Annotated in this window: 16 protein-coding genes; 6 read left to right on the forward strand and 10 right to left on the reverse strand. The window is 35.4% G+C overall.

Annotated features, from left to right (window positions below; all coding sequences use genetic code 11):
* Positions 1-89: 89 nt before the first annotated feature.
* Positions 90-1,394: an OmpA family protein gene (locus ABD940_RS21525; RefSeq protein ID WP_345208410.1), complete on the reverse strand. Its 1,305-nt coding sequence runs from the start codon at positions 1,392-1,394 to the stop codon at positions 90-92.
* A 130-nt stretch (positions 1,395-1,524) separates the two neighbouring features.
* A complete protein-coding gene (gene proS, locus ABD940_RS21530) occupies positions 1,525-3,000 on the reverse strand; it encodes a proline--tRNA ligase (RefSeq protein WP_345208412.1) in 1,476 nt (491 codons plus the stop codon).
* 144 nt (positions 3,001-3,144) lie between these two features.
* Between proS and ABD940_RS21535 the strand changes: the two genes are divergently transcribed.
* Both ABD940_RS21535 and ABD940_RS21540 read left to right on the forward strand, forming a co-directional pair.
* A complete protein-coding gene (locus ABD940_RS21535) occupies positions 3,145-4,239 on the forward strand; it encodes a prolyl-tRNA synthetase (protein WP_345208414.1) in 1,095 nt (364 codons plus the stop codon).
* Between the two features lie 54 nt (positions 4,240-4,293).
* Positions 4,294-5,670 (forward strand): OmpP1/FadL family transporter, encoded by a 1,377-nt coding sequence (locus tag ABD940_RS21540; RefSeq protein WP_345208416.1) that lies wholly within the window; start codon positions 4,294-4,296, stop codon positions 5,668-5,670.
* 77 nt (positions 5,671-5,747) lie between these two features.
* On the opposite strand, the gene ABD940_RS21545 is transcribed toward ABD940_RS21540, so the two are convergent.
* Both ABD940_RS21545 and ABD940_RS21550 read right to left on the reverse strand, forming a co-directional pair.
* On the reverse strand, positions 5,748-6,476 hold the full coding sequence (locus ABD940_RS21545; protein ID WP_345208501.1) for a ZIP family metal transporter: 729 nt from the start codon (positions 6,474-6,476) through the stop codon (positions 5,748-5,750).
* Positions 6,477-6,478: 2 nt separating this feature from the next.
* Positions 6,479-7,204 carry an SAM-dependent methyltransferase gene (locus ABD940_RS21550; RefSeq protein ID WP_345208418.1) on the reverse strand — a complete coding sequence of 242 codons (726 nt, stop codon included), beginning with the start codon at positions 7,202-7,204 and terminating at the stop codon, positions 6,479-6,481.
* Positions 7,205-7,328: 124 nt separating this feature from the next.
* Here ABD940_RS21550 and ABD940_RS21555 point away from each other — a divergent pair, with 124 nt between their 5' ends.
* Positions 7,329-8,492, forward strand: a complete 1,164-nt coding sequence (locus ABD940_RS21555) for a THUMP domain-containing class I SAM-dependent RNA methyltransferase (protein ID WP_345208420.1) — start codon at positions 7,329-7,331, stop codon at positions 8,490-8,492.
* Between the two features lie 178 nt (positions 8,493-8,670).
* Here ABD940_RS21555 and ABD940_RS21560 read toward each other — a convergent pair whose 3' ends face one another.
* The gene (locus ABD940_RS21560; RefSeq protein ID WP_345208421.1) at positions 8,671-9,477 is read right to left on the reverse strand and encodes a helix-turn-helix domain-containing protein; all 807 of its coding nucleotides are present in this window, start codon (positions 9,475-9,477) and stop codon (positions 8,671-8,673) included.
* 39 nt (positions 9,478-9,516) lie between these two features.
* The gene (locus tag ABD940_RS21565) at positions 9,517-10,524 is read right to left on the reverse strand and encodes an SDR family NAD(P)-dependent oxidoreductase (protein ID WP_345208423.1); all 1,008 of its coding nucleotides are present in this window, start codon (positions 10,522-10,524) and stop codon (positions 9,517-9,519) included.
* Positions 10,525-10,829: 305 nt separating this feature from the next.
* Here ABD940_RS21565 and ABD940_RS21570 point away from each other — a divergent pair, with 305 nt between their 5' ends.
* Positions 10,830-11,834 carry a glycosyltransferase family 2 protein gene (locus ABD940_RS21570; RefSeq protein WP_345208425.1) on the forward strand — a complete coding sequence of 335 codons (1,005 nt, stop codon included), beginning with the start codon at positions 10,830-10,832 and terminating at the stop codon, positions 11,832-11,834.
* Positions 11,835-11,880: 46 nt separating this feature from the next.
* Here the strand turns inward: ABD940_RS21570 and ABD940_RS21575 are convergent, their stop codons facing one another.
* A complete protein-coding gene (locus tag ABD940_RS21575; RefSeq protein ID WP_345208427.1) occupies positions 11,881-13,095 on the reverse strand; it encodes an aminotransferase class I/II-fold pyridoxal phosphate-dependent enzyme in 1,215 nt (404 codons plus the stop codon).
* A 156-nt stretch (positions 13,096-13,251) separates the two neighbouring features.
* On the opposite strand from ABD940_RS21575, the gene ABD940_RS21580 reads away from it, so the two are divergent.
* Positions 13,252-13,710: an Lrp/AsnC family transcriptional regulator gene (locus tag ABD940_RS21580; protein ID WP_345208429.1), complete on the forward strand. Its 459-nt coding sequence runs from the start codon at positions 13,252-13,254 to the stop codon at positions 13,708-13,710.
* Positions 13,711-13,713: 3 nt separating this feature from the next.
* Here ABD940_RS21580 and ABD940_RS21585 read toward each other — a convergent pair whose 3' ends face one another.
* From ABD940_RS21585 to ABD940_RS21595, 3 genes are all read right to left on the reverse strand, one after another.
* A complete protein-coding gene (locus ABD940_RS21585) occupies positions 13,714-14,193 on the reverse strand; it encodes a hypothetical protein (RefSeq protein ID WP_345208431.1) in 480 nt (159 codons plus the stop codon).
* 10 nt (positions 14,194-14,203) lie between these two features.
* Positions 14,204-15,235, reverse strand: coding sequence for a bestrophin family protein (locus ABD940_RS21590; RefSeq protein WP_345208433.1), 1,032 nt, complete (start codon positions 15,233-15,235; stop codon positions 14,204-14,206).
* 102 nt (positions 15,236-15,337) lie between these two features.
* Complete coding sequence (locus tag ABD940_RS21595; protein ID WP_345208435.1) at positions 15,338-17,410, reverse strand: alpha-ketoacid dehydrogenase subunit alpha/beta; 2,073 nt, start codon at positions 17,408-17,410, stop codon at positions 15,338-15,340.
* A gap of 226 nt (positions 17,411-17,636) precedes the next feature.
* On the opposite strand from ABD940_RS21595, the gene dnaE reads away from it, so the two are divergent.
* Positions 17,637-22,316, forward strand: coding sequence for a DNA polymerase III subunit alpha (dnaE, locus tag ABD940_RS21600; protein ID WP_345208437.1), 4,680 nt, complete (start codon positions 17,637-17,639; stop codon positions 22,314-22,316).
* The last annotated feature ends 1 nt before the right edge of the window (position 22,317 follow it).

Here is a 22,317-nt window from a genome sequence, read left to right on the forward strand (position 1 = left end):
GTAATTAAATAAATGAAAACCACAAAATCACAAAAAGAAAAATCCCGAAAAAATACTTCTCGGGATTCTGATTTTTATGTTGTTAAAGATTATTTTGTAAATCTTACAGCCATTTTTCTGTCAACTGCTCTTTCTGCATCAGATGCTTTCGCATCAACTGTTGCAAATTTACTTCCGTATCCGTCTGCTCCTGCAACCTGTGCACCTACACCTTGTTTGTCTAACCAAGATTTGATGAAGTTTGCTCTGTCTGCAGATAATTTTTGATTTTTAGCTTCGTCTCCTGTTTTATCAGTATATCCTCCGATTTTTACTTTTGTTTCAGGGAAAGCTTTTAAAATTGCGATTAAATTTTGTAATTGTCCTTCAGAACCTGCTTCTAATTCACTAGCACTACCTAATTTGAAGTTTACATGGTCAAAATTATACCAAGTATCTTTTAAAGCAGCATCATCTTTAGCATTTTTGTAACCTCCGGATTTTAGGAAAGTAATCATTTGATCTTCCATTCCGCCTTTATAACCTTTTAATGTTACACCGTTTAAATCAATATTTTCGTCAACTTTTGTAGTTGTTACAGTAGTTGCCATTGTATCGGCTGGTGAAACTGCATTTGCTGTATCAGTTACAACTTTACCTGAATCTGTTACAGATGTAGTCGTTGTAGTTTCTTTCTTCTCACATTGTTTCCAGATAAAATATGAGACAGCAATTAAAAGCAATAGAGGAAGCAACCATTTCCAGATAGAACCGCCTCCGTCATTATTGTTTCTTTCAGGGAAAGTCCCGTTAGGAGCTGTGCTTCTTGTAACCTGAATTTTCGGCTCTTCTGCAACGGGTGTTTTAATTGTATCATTATCGTTATCAAACTTGTATCCTTTAGCCCAGTCTCCAATATTTAGAGAAGCTAAAGAAAGTCCCGCAGGTAATAATGAAGAAACAATTCCTTTTTGGTCACTCAATAAACTTGAAATTCCTGATTTGTCTAAATTATTATCAGCTGCGTATTTTCCAATTGATCCAACTGTAGCTCCTGTAACCAAATTCAATAATGAACTGGAAGTGTTGTTACTTACTCCTGCAAAAGTCGCAATTGAGTTAACTAATCCACTCTGTTTATCACCAAAAAGCAATGACAATAAACTCGTAATCCATGAATTATTGGAAGAATTTCCCATCAGATTTCCTAAAATTCCATTTGAAGAAGCATTAGTAATGGCATCTAAAACAGCCGGATTGTCTGAATTATTTGCTAAACCTCCTACAATTGCAGGTAATAAACCTCCGATTGCTTTTGAAATACCTGATTCGCTTTCTCCGAACTGTGATGCAGCCTGAGATACTAAAGCGGGACCTAATTGTCCTTTAATTAAATCAATAACGTTTAAAGACATAATAAATTTATTTTAAAGATTAATGTTGGAATAAATTTAAACAAAAAACAGTCCAAATATCAATTTTCAAAAAAAATCTGCAAAAAATTCGTGAATTTTTGCAGATTTAATAATTTATTATGTTAAGTTTTTAGTACGCTTTTGCGAATAAAACTCGTCTTTTAGATGGTTTTCCTGATATTAATGATACACCTTCCTCAATGTCATGATCTAAAGGTATACATCTGATAGTAGCTTTAGTTTCGTCCTTAATTTGCTCTTCTTCTTCCGCTGTTCCATCCCAATGCGCATAGATAAATCCTCCTTTTTCTTCAAGGACAGTTTTAAATTCTTCATAAGTATCAACTTTTGTAATGTTGTCTTTTCTGAAGTTTACAGCTTTAGTATAAAGATCTTGCTGGATTGTTTTTAATAATTCTTCAATATAAGAATCCAAACCTTCGATAGCACGAACTTCTTTTGTCAAATTATCTCTTCTTGCAATTTCTACAGAATTGTTTTCCAAATCTCTTGGTCCCATTGCGATTCTTACAGGAACACCTTTCAATTCATATTCCGCGAATTTCCATCCCGGTTTGTTTTGAGTATCATTATCAAATTTCACAGAAATTCCTTTCGCTCTCAGTTTAGCCTGGATCTCCAAAGCAACCTGACTGATTTGTTCTAATTGTTCTTCACCTTTAAAGATAGGAACGATCACCACCTGGATAGGAGCCAAAGTCGGAGGCAATACCAATCCGAAATCATCAGAGTGAGTCATAATTAAAGCTCCCATCAAACGAGTTGAAGTTCCCCAAGATGTCGCCCAAGCGTGTTCTATTTTTCCTTCTTTATTAGTGAATTTTACATCAAATGCTTTTGCGAAATTCTGTCCAAGGAAGTGAGAAGTTCCAGCCTGAAGAGCTTTTCCATCCTGCATTAATGCTTCAATACAATAAGTTTCATCAGCTCCTGCAAATCTTTCAGACGGTGTTTTAAGCCCTTGAATTACCGGCATTGCCATAAAGTTTTCTGCAAAATCTGCATATACTTTGTTCATTTTTTCAGCTTCCTCAACTGCTTCCTCTTTTGTAGCATGAGCAGTATGACCTTCCTGCCATAAAAATTCTGCTGTTCTTAAGAAAAGACGCGTTCTCATCTCCCAACGAACAACATTTGCCCATTGATTGATTAATATAGGTAGATCTCTGTAAGATTGAATCCAGTTTTTATAAGTATTCCAGATAATTGCTTCCGAAGTAGGACGAACAATCAATTCTTCTTCCAATTTTGCATCGGGATCTACAATTAATTTTGATGGATTATTTGGATCTGTTTTTAATCTGTAATGAGTAACAACAGCACATTCTTTTGCAAAACCTTCTGCATTTTTTTCCTCAGCCTCAAATAAGCTCTTGGGCACAAAAAGCGGGAAATAAGCATTCACGTGACCTGTTTCTTTGAATTTTTTATCCATTTCGTCACGCATTTTCTCCCAGATTGCATAGCCATATGGTTTTATAACCATGCATCCTCTTACTCCTGAGTTTTCAGCTAAATCGGCTTTTACAACCAACTCATTATACCATTTGCTGTAATCTTCGCTTCTTGAGGTTAATTTTGCCATTATTTTTTTTAATTTTTTTAACTTTTTCCTATTATTGTTATCTAAAAATAAAAATCTATTTTTGATAGATTTTTGTACCGGTGCTTTGGTACATTTTTGGTACAGATTGCAAATATAATTTAAATTAAAAATTTTTACGTTATCATGAAAAGAAATATACATAAAAATTTGCTTGGTATGCTAAAGTCTAAAGGGATTTTAGCTATATCAGGTGGATTATTACTTGTGTCTTGCGGCGCTCAGATGGGCGGCTACAGCGAGACAGATGGCGTTTACTACGACCCAAATAAAGATACACTGCCTGAAGGAGTTGTTATTAATGACAGAGGAAACAGAGTAGGAGAAGATTACAATTACTATCAGGATGATTCAAACATTATCCAAAATGCGGAAGCTAACTCGAGAGAAGGCAGATACGATGATTGGAATAACTACAACTGGAATACCAATGCTACGGCAACAGATTCTGATTGGGGAAGCTATGCAGGAAATCAGACAAACTACTATGATAATTCATGGGGATGGGGCGGAATGTATGGCTATAATCCTTATTGGGGATATGGAGGCTATGGCGGTTACGGTTGGGGTCTTGGACTTTCATGGGGAAGCTCATGGGGTTGGGGCGGCGGCTGGAATGTGGGATGGGGTTACTCACCATATTGGGGCGGTTATAATCCATACTGGGGTTACGGCGGATATTACGGATATGGCTACGGATACCCTTATTGGGGTGGCTACGGCGGATACTATGGAGGCGGATATTATTATCCTAACTACAGAAGGAGTGGTGCAAACGGAAGAGGTTTCAATACTTACAACGGAAGTTTTGCGAATAAATATGGCATGAATTCCGGTGGTTTCAGAAGAAATAACAATAGTAATGGAGGGTTCAGACAAGGAAATACTGCAAATGGCGGCTTCAGAGGAAACAACGGTGGTGGTTTCAGACAAGGAAATGCTAACGGTGGATTCAGAGGTCAAAATAACCAAAGTGGAGTAAGACAGCAAGGTGGATTCCGTGGTCAAAGCCAAAATCAGCCAAGACCAAGCTATAATTATCCACAACAATCTCAGCCAAGAAATGACGGCGGTTTCAGAAACAACAGCGGTGGCTTCAACAATTCTAACAGCGGAGGCGGCTTCAGATCAGGAGGCGGTGGCTTCGGTGGAGGAAGCGGCGGCGGTGGCGGATTTAGATCCGGCGGCGGTGGAGGCGGTGGCTTCAGAGGTGGTAGATAATTTTAAAATTAATAACTATTCAAAAAAATAATGTTAAAAAAATCTTTAGCAATAATGAGCATTTCTGCAGCATTTTTTGCGCAGGCTCAAGATGTTTCTGTGATAAGAAATACTGTAGATGTTTATTCTAATGCTCCAAATGTAGGTTCTGCTAAGTTTAATGCAATGGCAGGTTCCAATGGAGCCTTAGGAGGTGATGCGAATTCATTACTTACCAACCCTGCCGGTTTGGGAGTTGCGATTTCAGGAGAAGTTTCAGGGACATTGTCTATTACAAACAATAAGAATACATCTTCTTACGCAGGTTCATCTTATGGATACAGCATTAATAAAGGAGATCTTGGAAATTTAGGAGGCGTAATGACTTTTCAATTAATGACTGAAAGTGCTTGGAAGTTTATCAATATTGGGGTAAACTATTCAAATCAGTCCATTGAAAACTATGTTGAAACTCCCGGAAATAGTAATCTTGTCTATGATTTTGATGCAACTAACAGTTCTTCTTTCGGAAGACATGCTTATGACAGATATGGTTATTTATCAAAAACAAGCTTTGGGGTAGGTGCAAATTATAACAATAATTTATACATTGGTGCAGGATTAAACTTCCTAAATTCATCAATAGATCAGTCTGATACGGCTATTTTCAATTCTTTGTCCAATGGTAGTTCAGAAACTTTCAGTAAACAGAATACACCTTTTTATGAAAAAGGGAACGGTTTCTCGGCTTCATTAGGGGTCATCGGGAAATTAAGTCCAAACTTCAGATTAGGGGCAGCTTTAGAAACTCCGACATTCTGGAATATCGATAGAAGTTACAATTTCTATAACGATCCTATTTACGGAGATGATTATGCAGTTGAAAACAGAAAATTAACTTCTCCACTAAAAGCAACTGTGAGTGCAGCTTTCATCGCTAGCAAAAGTTTTGCTTTGAACGTTGACTATACTCTTGGATTAACAAAGCCTAAGTATAAAGTATACGGAGATGCAGAAACAGAATTGAACGATTTCTTTAAAGATAATTATAAAAATTTATCAGAATTAAAGATTGGTGCGGAATATAGAGTGAAACAATTCAGATTGAGAGGAGGGTATTCTTATGCTTCAAGTCCTTTTGATGCATTAACAGTAAGCAGATACGATAATAATGGCGTTGCAGGTGATCAATCTTACAATAATCTGATCTTAAATGACAGAAATGCTTTGTCTTTCGGTCTTGGATATGATTTCAAATCATTCTATATCGATGCGTCTTATCAAAATATAACTTCAAAATATAGCAATCCGTTCTTGTACGGTACGGTTGACAGTAATTATGAAGCAGGATATTATTCACCAAACCGTCTGATCTCAAGCGATGCTTATGCAGTATCGGATGTGAAGAATGTCAGAAACAATTTCTTTCTTACGTTCGGTTGGAAATTTTAATTTCCCGAATGTGTAATAAGTGATTAAATGGAGGCTCCGAATTTTAGTTCGGAGCTTTTATTTTTTATATAATTGAATTAATGTTGATGTCCCACATGAGAATGGCTGTGGAAAAGATGCATGATTAATGCCAGAGAAACACCCAAAATCACCAGACCGATTTTTATCCAGTCGATGTTGTGATTCTTATTGCTTTCGAAAATAATCACAGAAGAAATATGTAAGAAAATACCTCCTACGATTGCTAAGAAATAAGGTTGTAGATCAGGATTAAAATAATTTCCTAACAACATTCCCATCGGTGAAGCCAGTGCAAATAAAGCGATGATCAATAACGACGGATAAGATGGTGTAGATTTGGATTCTCCATGTCTGTTAAACAGAAAAGCTCCCAAAATAAACGAAATAGGAAGGTTGTGAAATACAATTCCTAAAAGATAAGGTGAAAATTCATGTTCTTCATTTGCCAAAGGAATTCCTTCGATAAATGCATGAATGAAAAGTCCCACCATTAAAGCAACGGGAAGAATATTATGTTCGCTGTGATGATGAAAATGTCCGTGTTCGAATCCTTTGGTTAAAGCTTCCAAAATCATTTGAAGCAATACTCCGCCAATGACGAAAATCCCCAAATTGCTGCCAACTTCAGAATTATAAACCTCTGGAAATACTTCATTCAGACAGATCGTAATCAGAAATCCGGCACTTAGAATCAATAAATTTTTTGCCAGTTTTTCTTTTTTACCAAAATGTTTTCCCAGAAATACTCCTGTAACGACACTCAAAATCAGTAAAAGTACTGTTATCATTATTTTTTCTTAAATAAATTAATGCAACGTAAAGCTGTTTCTTTATTAAATTCATTCAGTTGATAGTCTCCCCAAATTTTTACTCTTTCGAAACCGCAGTCTGTTGCGTAAGAATTAATGGCTTCCAATGTATGAAGCTTCACTTTTTCGAAGAAATGATAAGATTTCCCATCCGCCTCGAATTGAATATCCTTAACGATATGTCTGCCTTCAATTTTTTTGCAAATTTTGAATTCTATATCTCCTCTTTTTACTAACGATTCAGGAACGATATTTTTTCTTACATATTCCTCATTAAGATAATCCAAAACAAAAAAACCTCCTGGTTTTAGCACATTGTAAACAGACTGAAAAACCTTTTTATCATCATTTTCATTGTCAAAATATCCGAAGCTTGTAAATAAATTGAAAACTGCATCCATCGGATCAGCGTCAATCGGGTTTCTCATATCATGAACATCGAAAAGTAAGGTCTGGTTTTCAAACTGTTTATCAAATTCTATACTTTGTCTCGAAAGATCAAGCCCTAAAACATCGTAACCTAGTTTATTTAGAAAAACGGAATGTCTTCCTTTTCCGCAAGCCAGATCAATTATTTTAGAATTCGGCGGAAGCTGCAGATCTGCAGTCAGTTTTGTAATGAAGTTTTCCGCTTCTGTATAGTCTCTGTTACTGTAAAGCAAGTGATAATAAGGTGTATCAAACCAAGATTCAAACCATTCCATGATGCAAAAATAGTGTTTTTTGACTGATAGTTCATCGTTGTTTGCCGATGGTTTTTATCAGTTGCCACGATTTCTATCAACTATAAACTGACAACCAACAATTAAAATTGTTTATTTTTGCAAAATGAATATAGAAAATATACAGATTCAGATAAAAACTTTCTTCGGATTAGAACAAATTTTGGCTGAAGAGATCAAAAAATTGGGCGGAAGAAATGTTGAGGTTAAAAATCGTGCGGTAAATTGCGAAGGTGATTTAGGCTTTCTTTATAAAATTAATTATTCTGCAAGAACGGCTTTAAAAATTTTAGTTCCGATTCATGAATTTAAGGCTTTCAATCAACATCAGTTTTATGACAGGCTTTTTAAAATGGAATGGGAACAGTTCATGGATGTTGACCAATCTTTTGCGATCGATGCAACGGTAAATTCTGAAACGTTCAAGCATTCACAATTCGTGACTTTGAAAATGAAAGATGCAATTGTTGATTATTTTCAGGATAAATTTAAAAGGCGTCCTAATGTAGAGCCGAGAAATCCGGATATCAAATTTCACCTTCATATCGATAGGGAATTGGTAACAATATCTTTGGATTCTTCGGGTGATGCTTTGTTTAAAAGAGGATACAGAAGAGAACAGGGAGAAGCACCTATTAACGAAGTTTTGGCGAGCGGAATGCTTCAACTGGCTGGTTGGGACGGAAAAGGTAACTTCCTTGACCCGATGTGCGGTTCCGGAACACTTTTGATCGAAGCAGCAATGATTGCACTGGATCTTCCGGCGCAGATTTTCAGAAGAGGATTTGCTTTCCAGAACTGGAAAAATTATGACGCTGATTTATTTAAAACAATTAAAGAATTCAGAATCAATCGTGTAAGAGAGTTTAACGGAAAAATCGTTGGTTACGATATCGATGGAAAAATGCTGAATGCTGCAAGAGCAAATATCGAAGCAGCTGAAATGGAAGATGTTATCGAGGTAACAAGACAGAATTTCTTTGATTCTAAAAAAGAACTTTTCCCGTTATTAATGGTTTTCAATCCGCCTTATGATGAGAGAATTTCTATTAATGATGATGATTTCTACAAGAAAATAGGAGATACCTTCAAAACTCATTATCCGAACACATTGGCTTGGCTGATTTCTTCTGATCTTGAAGCGGTGAAGAAAATTGGTCTTCGCCCGTCAAGAAAAATCAAGCTTTTCAATGGGAAATTGGAAACGAGATTTTTGCAGTATGAGATGTATGAGGGAACGAAGAAAGTACATAAGCTAGAAGAAAAATAATATCAAAACCTTCCTTTTTACGGAAGGTTTTTTATTTTTGTCAAAACTCAAATTATGTCTTGGAATGCATTCGACTTTATAGATATTATTCTTGATCTTTTAGATTTCATATTTTCTGGAGGATCTAATAAAAAAAGAGACAAATAAAGACTGCTTAATTTTGTAGCAGTCTTTATTTCTACTTCACAAGAGACGGTGCAAAACCATACTGTTTCTTAAAAGCAAAAGAAAAATGCGAAAGATCTTCAAAACCGACCTCCATAAAAACATCCGATGGTTTTTTATTTTTTTCAATTAAATGATAATAGGCTAATTCTAAACGTTTTTGAGTAAGCCAACGTTGAGGTGTCGTGAGAAAAATCTTCCGAAAATCTCTATTAAAAGTAGATAAACTTCTTCCCGTTAAATATCCGAATCTTTCCAAGGACATATTAAACATATAATTTTTCTCCATAAAATTCACCAGATCAATTTTTCCGGGTTCTTCAAAATCAGCCAAAACAGAATCTATATTTTTATCAATTTCCCTTAAAATACTTATTGCTTCTGTGATTTTTAAGGAAGCAATATTTTCCGGAAAAGAATCTTTCATATCAAAATAAGGAATCAAAGAAGCCAGACAACTTTCTAACAAAGGATGTTTGTCGAAACTGTGAATTTTGACTTCTTGATGAATATTTTTCTCCGGAATTTCGATATTTGAATAAAAATCCTTTAATTTTTCTTTCGTAAGGTGCATTACAACAGCTTTATGCGGAAGTCCGTTTTTAGGATAATTGATGATCGTCGCCAAATGATTTCTGGGAATTAGAAAAATATCTCCGGCTTTGAAAAGATAAGATTTATCAGCCTGAATAATTTTCGTCTCTCCGGAAATAAACCAAACCAGCATATGGAATTCAAAAACCGTTTCCGTTTTGAAGAGTTTATCATCGTAAGTGGAAAGTTTAATGTCCGGAGTGATATATTTAATATGAAAATCCATTATTGAATCATTTTCAAGGATAAATTTAACTAAAAGAAATTATTTCACGTCGAATTTTATACCAATCATTTCTTCGCTCAATTTCCAAAGGTTTTCTGCACTTTCAGCATCAATGGAATAAGGCTGAACTCCTCTGATTGTCGATGGTTCATCATATCTGTGCTCGATTTGCCCGTTGTCGATCTCTGCAATGTCGCAATTTTCACAATAGACTCCGCCAATGTTTTCAAGAAGCGGACTTGTCGCACACCAAACCGTTGTTGCCGCACCTTGTGGAATCGTTTTTAATTTGGCTTCTACTTCAGGCTTTATTTTTCCGTCTTTATCATGAGTTCCCATCTGAATATATAAATCGATCGGTTCTTCTCTCCCCAAATCTGTTCCGTAAACAGAACCGGGATGAAGAGAATAAGCTCTGATATTGAATTTTTTTGCTCTCTCATCCAAAGCAACAGAGAATAAATTACATGCTGTTTTTGATTGTCCGTAACCCGCCAAAGTCTGATATTCTCTGTTCTCAAAATTAAGATCTTCAAAATCAAAAGGCGACATCTGATGTCCGTAAGACGAAACACTGATTACTCTTGCGGTATCTGCTTTTTTCAGTGCCGGAAATAATTTTGCGGTAAGATGAAATTGTGATAAATAATTCGTTGCCAATTGTGACTCAATTCCGCGGCTGTCTCTTTGCAAAGGAACCCACATAATTCCGGCATTGTTAATTAATAAATCTAATTTTCTGCCCGAAGAAAGAAATTTTTCAGCAAAAGCATCGATAGATTTCGGATCAATTAGATCTAATTTTTCAATTTCAATGTTTTCAATTCCTTTAAGATTTTTCTTTGCCTTTTCAAGATCTCTTGCCGGAACGATCACGGTTGCTCCTGCTTTTGTCAAAGTTTTTGTAGTTTCAAGACCAATTCCTGCATAACCACCTGTAACGATTACTATTTTTCCCGAAAGATCAATTCCTTTGATAACATCCTGTGTTGTTGATTGTGCATTAAAACCTGAATTGATTGGCTGTTGTAATTGATTAAGTCTCATTTTTAAATTGTTTTAAAATTTTGCTGAGACAAAGTTAAAGTGGGTATCTATTTTTGATTTTGTTTAAAATGCCAAATTGTTTTGTTTAAAGTTTCAGTTTGAATTTAAATCGATTTATCCAATTATATTTAATTAAAATTTAGTATTAGCAATGTCATCCTGAGGTTCTCGAAGGATTGCGCAATAAGTATCAAAAAAGATAAATTTAAATTTCGGATATTATTTTCTTGTGCATTCCGTTTAATTATAGCAAAACAAGTTTGCGCATTCATCCGTGAATAAGTAATTTTGAAAAATTTTCAGATTTGAAACCTACAATTTCCATTATCGTTGCCATTTTTAATCGTAAAGACGAACTTTTCGAGCTTCTGACTTCTCTTACTGCACAGACGGATAAAGGGTTTGAAATCATTATTGTAGATGATGGTTCTTTAATCGATTTAAAACCTACGATTGCGAAATTTGAAGAATTTTTAACGATAAAATATTTCAGAAAAGATAATTCAGGACCTGGCTTGTCAAGAAATTACGGAGCCAGAAGAGCGCAAAATGAATGGTTGGTTTTTGTAGACAGCGACGTGATTGTAGAGAAAGATTATATCGGAAATATTAAAAAAGGCATTGTGGAAATCCCTTGTGATGCCTTTGGTGGTGCCGATAAAGCACATAAAGGTTTCAACCTGATGCAGAAAGCAATTTCCTATTCTATGACTTCGGTTTTCACAACAGGAGGAATCCGAGGAAATAAAAAAGCAGTTTCAAAATTTCAGCCCAGAAGTTTTAATATGGGTGTGAAAAAGGAGGTTTTCGAAAAAGTTGGTGGATTTTCTGAAATGAGAATAGGAGAGGATCCTGATTTATCAATGACCCTTTGGGAAAATGGCTTTACGACGGCATTTTTTGATACTATTGCAGTCTATCACAAACGCAGAGTAGATTTTGGAAAGTTTTCAAAACAAGTCTATCAGTTTGGTTGTGCAAGACCGATTTTGAATCAAAGACATCCAAATTATGTGAAAATTTCATTTGCATTTCCGACCTTATTTCTATTAGGATATGTAATGGGGTTTTTAGAATATTTTATTCTGGGAAAAGGAATTATTTTGGTTTTTTACGGATTGTACACTTTTATGGTGTTGTTCCACGCATTAATTATGACTAAAAACGCAAGTATTGCAGGAATGGCAGTAATTTCCACCTATATTCAAATGTTTTCTTATGGTTATGGTTTCTTAAAATCATGGATTTTATTAAATATTTTCAGAATGAAACCGGAAGATGCCTTCCCGAAGCATTTTCATAAAAATTAATGTAAAACAAAAGCTGTCGAATCACAACAGCTTTTATTAACAATAATTAGAATATAGAGATGGTTTCATGGTTGAGAACGCCTGTTTTTACCATGCATTCCTTCATCTTTTCGTAGGTTCGTATGATATCATGATCCAGACCAATTGAGAATCTGATCAATCCGTCGGAAATTCCCATTGTGGCACGTTCTTCTTCCGGAATTTCAGAAGATGTTGAGCTTCCTGAGCAAGAGAATAAAGTTTTGTAAAATCCTAAACTTACCGCTAAATAACCTAAGTTTTCCTGCTGCATCAATTCCATTAATTCATTGGCTTTGTCGGTCGTTCCTGCGTCTAAAGTTAATAATCCACCGAATCCGTATTCTTCATGCATCATACTTTTCATTAATTCGTGGTTTTTGTGGGATTTTAATCCGGGATAAGAAACCTTTAGTCCGTCCTGTTCAAATCTTTCCGCCAAATACATTGCGTTGTAGCTGTGTTGCTTCATTCTAATGTGAAGCGTTCTAAGATTTTTCAGAATACTTGCTGAACGAAAACTATCCATTGTCGGACCTAATAACATACAAGCTCCATTATTTACGTTTTTGGTATCATTAATAAATTCCTGAGTTCCACAGTAAACACCGCCTACCGTATCGCTGCTTCCGTTAATAAATTTCGTTAATGAATGGATTACAATATCCGCTCCCAACAAAGTCGGAGAGATGGAAAGTGGTGAGAAAGTATTATCAACGATCAGTTTTAAGTTGTGTTTTTTACAGATCTCTGATAACTTTCTCAAATCTGCAACCTCCAAAAGCGGGTTGCTTACACTTTCACAATATATAATTTTTGTGTTTTCATTGATTGAATTTTCGATAGATTCAAAATTATTGATATCTACGAAAGTTGTTTTGATATTAAATGGAGGAAGAAAATTTTTCATAAAAGCATACGTTCCACCGTAAATTGTTCTGCTGGAAATAATGTGATCTCCGCTTTTACAAACCTGCATAAGAACAGAAGTTATTGCTCCCATTCCCGATGCAGTAACGTTTGCAGTTTCTGTATTTTCCAGTTTGGCTAATGCCTGTGAAAGATACAGATTCATTGGGGATGAATGTCTTGAATATAAATAACATCCTTCTGCATTTCCTTCAAATGTATCAAACATTGTTTTTGCAGAAAGAAAAGTATATGTTGAACTGTCTGAAATTGATGGATTTACTCCACCAAATTCACCGAAATATATTTCGTTGGCTGCATTAAAGTCTTTCATATTGTACTTAGATTTTTCTGCGATAAATATGAATAAGTTTAATAATGATTACAACATAAAATTGATTTAATAGAATATAAATCTAGTTGAAATTAATTTAAAAGAATAAAAGTTTATTATATTTGAAAATCATAAACATTTAACAAAAATTTATCTATGAGCTTCGATGAAATTGATAAAAAACTGCTTCTTTTTTTGCAGGAAGATTCCAAACAAACTACCAAAGAACTGTCTTATAAGCTAGGTTTATCTGTTACTGCTGTTTATGAACGCATTAAAAAAATGGAAAATACAGGTGTGATTTCCAAATATGTTGCAATTCTCGACCGGCATAAAATCAACAGAGATTTTATTGTGCTTTGTCATGTGAAATTAACACAGCATAAAAAAGAATATGTTCTTCAATTTGAAAAAGAAGTGATGAATTTACAGGAAGTTACAGAGTGTTTTCATGTAAGTGGAGATTATGATTATATCTTAAAAATCGGGGTAAAAGATATGGAGGATTACCGCAATTTTATGTTGTCAAAATTGACGACTTTGCAGCATATTGCAAGTACCCACAGTTCTTTTATGATCTCTGAGGTTAAAAATACTACGGCGATTGTTTTGTAAATTTTACTGTTTTTGAATCCAACGATAATCATCGCCTTTGGTTGTCCATTGAAACTTCCACATTTCTCCATTTTCATCATTTATAAGATAAAACTGATACATACTCGTAAGAGGTTGAATTGTAAATTTATTAGTTTCAGTTTCAGAAAGTTCTTCGGCATTTATTATCCATGAAGATATATAATCGGATCCTTTTATGCTATATTGACATTGCCAAAGTTTTCCTGAAAATTGATCAACAAGTATATAAGTCCAAATATTTGTTGTTTTATATAATTTATATCTATTAGGTTTGTTATTATTTGGAGTAATCACTTCTTTAACTATAAAAGTTTGTCCATCATCTTGGACTTGATAAATTTCACCAGTTTTAGTATTTAGCTTTAATTGGTTATGAATGTTATCTGTTTGATATAGTTTATAAGTCTGAGAAAATATTTTTAAACTTATAAATATTAAAAAAATAGTTATTAATTTTTGCATAGTCCTTTTTTTAAACTAAAACTCCATTTTTAGAAGCAATCGGATCCGGAAGATCTGTTTCTCCTGCCATTTGTAAGAGATCAATTTCGATCGTTCTGCAGATAGAAAGTATCGGAACGTCAAACATTAATCCTGCAAATGGATTTTCTGAATAATCTCCAACCAATTCCATGATAATGTAAATCCAGCCGATTGTAATACAGAACGGGATAGAAGTCCAGATTCCCCAATCGCCCAATTTGGCAAATTCACTCACTAAACCAAGCGGAAGCAACATGATAAAAAGAACATTGAAAACAAAAGCTGTACTCGCAAACTGTCTAGGAGAAGGGAATTTCTTAATTCTTTCAGCCTGTCCCTGAAAACCGTAGAATTCATTCAAACAAGTCTGTAGTTGTGTCTGATTGAAATCCGAAATAGCTCCGATATTTTTTAAATCATTCACATCTTTTGCCTGCTGTGAAACTAAATAAGTTGCAAAATTTTTATAATGAGATTGAAGTTCAACTTCTTCTTCCGAAAGATATTTATTAAGGAAAATAGGTGTTCTTCCATAGTCCGGAAACCCTGCTTTAATCAATCTGTTTCGTTTGTGATTGATATGATGGGAATGCTCTTCTTCTGCTTTAATATGCTCCCATTCCGTAGGAACCAAAAGCTGTTCCCGAAATTGATAAAGCCACGCAATATGACGATATACAATTTTCTTTCTTCGGTCTTCAAGATCAAAAGCTCCGACTTCTTCATTTTTAGTATCAAAAGCGTAAATCATTGAAGCAAAAGCTCTGCTTGAATTCACAATTCCACCCCATATTTTTCTGGCTTCCCACAATCTGTCATACGCCTGATTATTTTTAAAACCGACTAAAAAAGCTTCCGCAGTACCGATCAATGCAACAGGAACCCAAGGAATGATCATCCATTCCCAATGAAAAAAGTGAAATAAAAATGTAATTAATGTACACCAGATGGAAATCCAGATCAAGTGAATTCCCGATAAGTTCAAAACTTGTTTGTAATTGATGTATTTTGTAGTAATCATGAGTGTTCCTGAAATTTGTAATCCAAGTTATTAAAAATTAACAAATAGACACAAAAAAAACCTCTAAAATATTTTAGAGGTCTTATTTATTTTTTGTCTGAATTAATATTTCAGCATTTCTTCAATTTTTGCAGAAAGTTTTTCAGCGTTCGGAAGCATTTCTTTTTCCAGAACTAAGTTGATAGGAACTGCAGGAGTATCCAAAGATCCTATAGTTTCTACCGGAGCATCAAGATATTTAAAACAATTCTTAGAAATTCTGTGCGCGAATGCTTCTGCAAATGAATTGTTCAATTGTTCCTCCGTTAGAACGATACATTTTCCATGAGCTTTTACTCTTTCGAAAACCAATTCTTCATCAAGAGGAATTAATGTTCTCAAGTCAATTACTTCAACTCTTCCGTTAAAGTTTTTTGCGGCTTCTTTTGCCCAATAAACGCCCATTCCATAAGTTACCACCAATAAAGTTCTGCCTTTTTCAGTTTCTTCTTTATCTGCTTCGATGATTACTTTTCCTTTTCCGAAAGGTAAAATATAATCTTCTGCTGGTTCAATCGTTTTTGCATCTTCCGTTCCTGGAACTTTGCTCCAATACAAACCTTTATGCTCCAACATTACAACCGGATTTGGATCGTAATAAGCTGCTTTCAATAAACCTTTAAAATCTGCTGCATTACTTGGATAAGCGATTTTTATACCTTTAATATTTGCTAAAATGCTTTCAACACTTCCGCTGTGGTAAGGTCCGCCGCCACCGTAAGCTCCGATCGGAACACGAATAATATTACTCACAGGGAATTTACCCTGACTTAAATAACTTGATTTTGAAATTTCCGTAATCAACTGATTGATTCCCGGATAAATATAATCTGCAAACTGTACTTCAACAATTGGTTTTAAACCAACTGCGCTCATGCCTGTCGTAGAACCAATAATATACGCTTCCTGAATTGCCGTATTGAAAACTCTCTTACTTCCGAATTTCTTTCCTAAAGTTACCGTTTCACGGAAAACTCCACCAATTCTTTCACCCACATCCTGTCCGTAAAGAAGTGCTTCCGGATGCTTCCACATGATCTCTTGAATTGCGTGAATGGCTGCATCAACCATTACAATTTTTTCTCCGCCTTCTGGTTCGCGTGTTCCAACTTCTTCCGTAATCGAAGTTGGAGCGAAAATATGTTGCATCACTGTTTCAGGCTTTGGATCTTCGGCTTTTTGAGCTCTTTCGAATGCTTCTTCAGCTTCAAGACGGGCTTTTTTAGTGATTTGCTTTAGTAATTCTTCATCAACTCCCGCATCAAGCAATTGATTTCTAAGGATTTCTCCCGGATCTTTTGCTCTGTGTTTGGTTAAATCTTCCTCGTCTCTGTAAAATTCTCTTCTTACCCCTGAAGTATGATGGCCAATTAAAACTGTTTTTGCACAAACAACCAAAGGTTTTCTTTCTGTTCGTACAAAATCAACAGCTTTTTTCATCACTTCGAAGCTTTCAATGAAATCTGTTCCGTCGACTCTCATTCTGCTTAAGCCTGTAAATCCAGCTACGAAATCGTAAGCATCACAAGTTCTTGCTTCTTCTTTTGTTACAGAAATTCCCCATTCATTATCCTGAACCAGGAAAATAATAGGAAGTTGGTGTAAAGCTGAAAACTGAAGTGCTTCACTCACTTCACCTTCCGTTACGGAATTGTCTCCAAGACTGCAAATTACAACCGGATTGTTTTCAAATTGCTGTAAATTAAAGTCCTGAATATATTTTATCCCTTGAGCAACTCCCGCCGTCGGAATGGTCTGCATTCCTGTTGCTGAACTTTGATGAATGATTTTTGGTTTGTCTTCATCTCTGCTCGAAGGGTGAGAATAATAAGATCTACCTCCTGAAAAAGGATCATCTGCTTTTGCCAATAACTGCAACATCAATTGATAAGGTTCGAAACCGATTCCCAAAAGTATACTTTCGTCTCTATAGTAAGGAGAAATCCAGTCTTCTTTTTTTAACTGATAAGCTGTCGCCAATTGAATAGCTTCGTGACCTCTTGATGTACTATGAACGTATTTTGTAACATTTCTGTTCTCTTCATAAATGTCTGCCATTGCCTTTGCAAGCATCATGTGGTTGTAGGCCTTTAGCAAAATATCCTGTGAAACTTTCTCGTGAAGTGTATTTTCCATAGGAAGCAAAGATAAACAAAAAAACAAAACACTAACAATTGTTAGTGTTTTTGGGTAATTTAATGATTATCATGTTGTTTTAATTGGGATTAAAATTAAAAACATAAATTATGCTTACCAAATATATATACTGTGATTAGGAGAGATTTATAAAAACTAATTTCAAAAGACAAAAAATTGAAGTAACTTTACATTCTCTTTTTAATTAAAAGCTAGAAAAAATTACATGTATTTAGTTTTTGACACAGAAACCACAGGTTTACCAAAGAATTTCAACGCTCCGCTTTCAGACTCTGATAACTGGCCAAGAATGGTACAGATTGCGTGGCAGTTGCATGATGATGACGGAACTTTAATAGAAAATCAGGATTACATTATAAAACCTGAAGGGTATGATATTCCCTTCAATGCCGCAAGAATTCACGGGATCACAACAAAAATTGCCAATGAGGAAGGTCGTGATCTTGAAGAAATTTTAAATGAATTTGCTAAAGTTTTAGAAAAAGTAAGAGTCGTTTCCGGGCACAATGTTGAGTTTGATTACAATATTGTCGGAGCCGAATTTTACCGAAAAAATATAAAAGACAATCTTCAGGAAAAACCAAGAGCCGATACCATGATTTTGGGAACGGATTATTGTAAGCTTGGAGGAGGTCGAGGCGGAAGATACAAGTCTCCGAAACTGGAAGAGTTGTATGAAAAATTATACGGTCATAAATTTGATGAAGCCCATAACGCTGCAGCCGATGTAAATGCAACGGCTCAAGTTTTCTTCGAAATGATGCGTATCGGAATCATTCCGGCTGAGGTTTTGAAAACTTCAGAAGATCAGTTGGCGTATTTTAAAACTCTTCATCCTGATCCGATAAAGCCTTTCAGTATTGTTATCAGAAGGCAGGTTGCTGATTTTAATAATAAGAAAAAACAAGCCGATGTCGGAAGTATTGATGATATCGATTTGGGAAGATATTTCAATTTTGATAATCACAGTGTTTTTTCAACGTTAACGGCGACTTCAAGCATTAATGATTTAATTAAAAAAGCAACTGATGATAATTTTCCAGCCGTCGGAATGGTAGATCTGGGAAATATGATGGGTGCTTTTAAATTCGTTTCTGCCATAGAAGGTGCAAACGGTGACCGTGCAAAAAAGCATAAAGAATATTTAGCTAAAAAACAGGAAGCAGAAGAAAACGGAACGGAATTTAATGAAGAAGAACCGGTTTCGGAACCGTTGATTCCTGTGGTTGGTTGTGAATTTTATATTTCAGACCGTTACGAGCAGAAACAGTTCACCAAAGATGATCCCGACAGAAGAACGCAGGTTGTTTTGCTGGCGAAGGATTTCAATGGATATAAAAATTTAGCAAAACTTTCGAGTATCGGTTTTCTTAAAGGATTTTATTTTGGAGTTCCAAGGATTAGTCGAGAGTTGATTGCTGAATATAAGGAAGGTTTAATTGCTTTGACTTCAGGAATTCTTGGGGATATTCCTGATGCAATTTTAAATACTGGTGAACAAAAAGGGGAGGAGCTTTTCAAATGGTGGAAAGATACTTTTGAGGATGATTTTTATGTTCAGATTCAAAACCATAAACTACCTGAGGAAGAGCATTTAAATGACGTTTTATTGCATTTTGCAGATAAATATAATGTTAAACTATTAGCACAAAACGAAACTTTTTATTCCAATAAAGATGATTCTAATATTCAGGATATTGTAAGCTGTATCAAAGACGGTGAAAAATTGACTACACCTGTAGGAAAAGGTTTTGGAAAGAGAAGAGGATTGGCAACCGGAGAATATTATATTAAAAATTCTCATGAAATAAAAGAAGCATTTCTGGCTTATCCTGATGCTTTTGATGCGTACGAAGAATTTACGGCAAAATTCAAACCTTATACTTTAAAAAGAGACGTTCTACTTCCAAAATTCGATATTCCGGAACAGTTTATTCATGCTGAAGATGAAATTGATGGTGGTAAACGTGGTGAAATGGCTTATTTGACTCATTTAACTTATGAAGGTGCGAAAAAAAGATATGAAGCGACAGGAATTACTCCTGAAATCAAAGAACGCCTTGATTTTGAGCTTGAAGTAGTTGCCAATACAGGTTATCCTGGTTACTTTTTGATTGTACAGGATTTTTGTAATGAAGCCAGAAAAATGGGCGTTTGGGTTGGTCCGGGACGTGGTTCTGCGGCAGGTTCTGCCGTTGCTTATTGTACAGGAATTACCAACGTTGACCCAATTAAATATGACCTCCTTTTCGAGAGATTTTTGAATCCTGAAAGGATTTCCATGCCCGATATTGATATCGATTTTGATGATGAAGGTCGTGATAAAATTATCAAGTGGGTAGTTGAAAAATATGGTAAAAATCAGGTTGCGCAGATTATTACATACTCAGTTTTGGGTGGTAAATCTGCTATTAAAGATGCGGGAAGAGTGTTGGATCTTCCGATTCCTGACACCAACAATATTGCTAAACTAATTCCTCCAAGTCCAGGGATGAATATTGCAAAAGCTTTAGCAAAATATGATAAGCTAAAACCTGAAGAACAGATGCTTGTCGATGAGATGAGGTATGTTCTTAATACGCCTGATGATGCGCGTCACGGAGTTTTGGCGAGTGCCAAAAAGATGGAAGGCTGTATCAGAAACACTGGAATTCATGCTTGTGGTGTAATTATTACTCCTGAAGACGTTAGTAATCTTGTACCGGTGACAATTGCGGCGAAAGATGCCGATATTTTGGTGTCTCAGTTTGATAACTCGGTGGCGGAAAGTGCGGGGCTTTTGAAGATGGACTTTTTGGGTCTTCGAACCTTGACCATTATTAAAGATGCTTTAAAATTAGTAAAAGTAAGGCATGGATTAGATATCGATCCAGATACAATTCCGCTGGATGATACTAAAACGTATCAATTATTTAAGGAAGGAAGAACGGTTGGGATTTTCCAATATGAAAGTCCGGGAATGCAAAAGTACATGAGAGAGCTTAAGCCAACGGTTTTTGCCGATCTTATTGCCATGAACGCCCTTTATCGACCAGGTCCGATTAAATATATTCCGAACTTTATTAACAGAAAACACGGTATTGAAGAAATTGTTTACGATTTACCGGAAACAGAGGAATATTTAAAGGAAACTTACGGAATTACCGTTTATCAGGAGCAGGTAATGCTTTTGTCTCAAAAATTAGCCAACTTTACAAAAGGTGAAGCCGATACTTTGAGAAAAGCGATGGGTAAAAAGCAGATTGAGGTTCTGAATAAAATGTACCCGAAATTTATCGAAGGCGGAAGAAAAAATAATCTCGATGAAGGTCCTTTAGAAAAAATCTGGAATGACTGGAAAGCTTTTGCTGAATATGCTTTCAACAAATCTCACTCGACATGTTATGCATTTATTGCGTATCAAACAGCTTACTTAAAGGCTAATTATCCGGCAGAATATATGGCGAGTGTAATGAGTAACAACATTAACAATACCGAATCGATTACCATGTTCATGGAAGATTGTAAAAGTATGGGGGTTGATGTTTTGGGACCGGATGTGAATGAATCTCAATATAAATTCTCGGTAAACGAAAAAGGACAGATCCGTTTTGGTTTGGGAGCTATCAAAGGAATTGGTGAAGGTCCGAGTGAAGGTATTACAAGAGAAAGAGCCAACGGAAGGTTTAAAAATATTTATGATTTCTTTGAAAGAATTCTGCCTTCGCAAATGAATAAAAGAGTGGCGGAAAGTTTGGTTGTAGCAGGAGCTTTTGACGAATTGGATTCTTTCCACAGAGGTCAGTATTTCGATATTGATATGGCTGGAAGAACGAATTTGGAAAGACTGATTCGATACGGACAAAGCTTCCAGGAAAGTAAAAATGAAATGGAGCATTCTCTTTTTGCTGATTTTGCGGAAGAAGTTCAGATCGAACAGCCAAAATTGGCGCCTTGTCCGGAATGGCCAAATATGCATAAACTTAATAAGGAAAAAGAAACCATCGGATTCTATCTTTCTGCGCATCCGTTGGATGAATTTAAGTATCAATTTCAATTCATGCAGGGAAGTCTTTCTAAGAAAAACGTGTTAGAGAAGGATCAGGAAGAAAAAATAATTGTAGATGAAGTTCCGCTTTTGGAGCAGGATGCAGTTGACGAAACAGCCGATCTGGTAGAAATTGTGTCTGATGATATAATTGCCGGCGAAGAAGTGGAAATTATAGAAGAGGTTACTAAAAGGGCGGAACCCAAAGGTGTTTTTCATTTTCTAAATCTGGATGAGGTTGATGCTTATAAAGAGCAGGCTTTTGCCAATAAACAGGAAGAATTGTTTGAAGAAAAGAAAAAGGACTGGAAAACACTTCAAAAAGAAAGAGAAAACGGCGGTGGCGGAAAAGAATATACGGTTGCCGGTCTGATTACGGAATATGTTGTGAAAGACGGTTTCAGGAGTGGTGAAAAAGTGGCTTTTGTAACGTTGGAAGATTATTCGGGATCATATTCTTTCAGATTGGGAGATCGTGATTATATGAAATTGAAAGAGAAGCTTGAGGTTCAGCGTTTTGTTATTCTGAAGATAAAATTTGCCCAAGTAAAAGACGGAAGAGTTTTTGTGAATGTGAATGAAGTGATTGAACTTCAGGAGGCATTTGAAAGATTTGCAAAAAGTATTTCTTTGGTGATGGATGTGATGGATTTCCGACCGGAAGATCTTACTTTCTTCAGAACAGTTTTAGAAAGAAATCAAGGGAATCAAAAGCTGAAATTTTATATTAAAAATCTTGATGATGATTTGAATAATGAGCATCTCGAAGTACAATCGATGAAGCATTCTGTGAATCTGAACGGAGATTTGATTAAAGAAATTCAATTGTTGAATAAATATGAGTTTTATTTGAATTAAA

Origin of the sequence: Chryseobacterium ginsengisoli, from assembly GCF_039542325.1 — a bacterium.
Taxonomy (GTDB): Bacteria; Bacteroidota; Bacteroidia; order Flavobacteriales; family Weeksellaceae; genus Chryseobacterium; species Chryseobacterium ginsengisoli.

What these genes read in the sequence shown, in the direction of transcription:
- ABD940_RS21525 (WP_345208410.1), bottom strand. Translation starts at nt 1,394, where the DNA reads ATGTCTTTAAACGTTATTGATTTAATTAAAGGACAATTAGGTCCCGCT.
- proS (WP_345208412.1), bottom strand. Translation starts at nt 3,000, where the DNA reads ATGGCAAAATTAACCTCAAGAAGCGAAGATTACAGCAAATGGTATAAT.
- ABD940_RS21535 (WP_345208414.1), top strand. Translation starts at nt 3,145, where the DNA reads ATGAAAAGAAATATACATAAAAATTTGCTTGGTATGCTAAAGTCTAAA.
- ABD940_RS21540 (WP_345208416.1), top strand. Translation starts at nt 4,294, where the DNA reads ATGAGCATTTCTGCAGCATTTTTTGCGCAGGCTCAAGATGTTTCTGTG.
- ABD940_RS21550 (WP_345208418.1), bottom strand. Translation starts at nt 7,204, where the DNA reads ATGGAATGGTTTGAATCTTGGTTTGATACACCTTATTATCACTTGCTT.
- ABD940_RS21555 (WP_345208420.1), top strand. Translation starts at nt 7,329, where the DNA reads ATGAATATAGAAAATATACAGATTCAGATAAAAACTTTCTTCGGATTA.
- ABD940_RS21560 (WP_345208421.1), bottom strand. Translation starts at nt 9,477, where the DNA reads ATGGATTTTCATATTAAATATATCACTCCGGACATTAAACTTTCCACT.
- ABD940_RS21565 (WP_345208423.1), bottom strand. Translation starts at nt 10,524, where the DNA reads ATGAGACTTAATCAATTACAACAGCCAATCAATTCAGGTTTTAATGCA.
- ABD940_RS21575 (WP_345208427.1), bottom strand. Translation starts at nt 13,095, where the DNA reads ATGAAAGACTTTAATGCAGCCAACGAAATATATTTCGGTGAATTTGGT.
- ABD940_RS21580 (WP_345208429.1), top strand. Translation starts at nt 13,252, where the DNA reads ATGAGCTTCGATGAAATTGATAAAAAACTGCTTCTTTTTTTGCAGGAA.
- ABD940_RS21585 (WP_345208431.1), bottom strand. Translation starts at nt 14,193, where the DNA reads ATGCAAAAATTAATAACTATTTTTTTAATATTTATAAGTTTAAAAATA.
- ABD940_RS21590 (WP_345208433.1), bottom strand. Translation starts at nt 15,235, where the DNA reads ATGATTACTACAAAATACATCAATTACAAACAAGTTTTGAACTTATCG.
- ABD940_RS21595 (WP_345208435.1), bottom strand. Translation starts at nt 17,410, where the DNA reads ATGGAAAATACACTTCACGAGAAAGTTTCACAGGATATTTTGCTAAAG.
- dnaE (WP_345208437.1), top strand. Translation starts at nt 17,637, where the DNA reads ATGTATTTAGTTTTTGACACAGAAACCACAGGTTTACCAAAGAATTTC.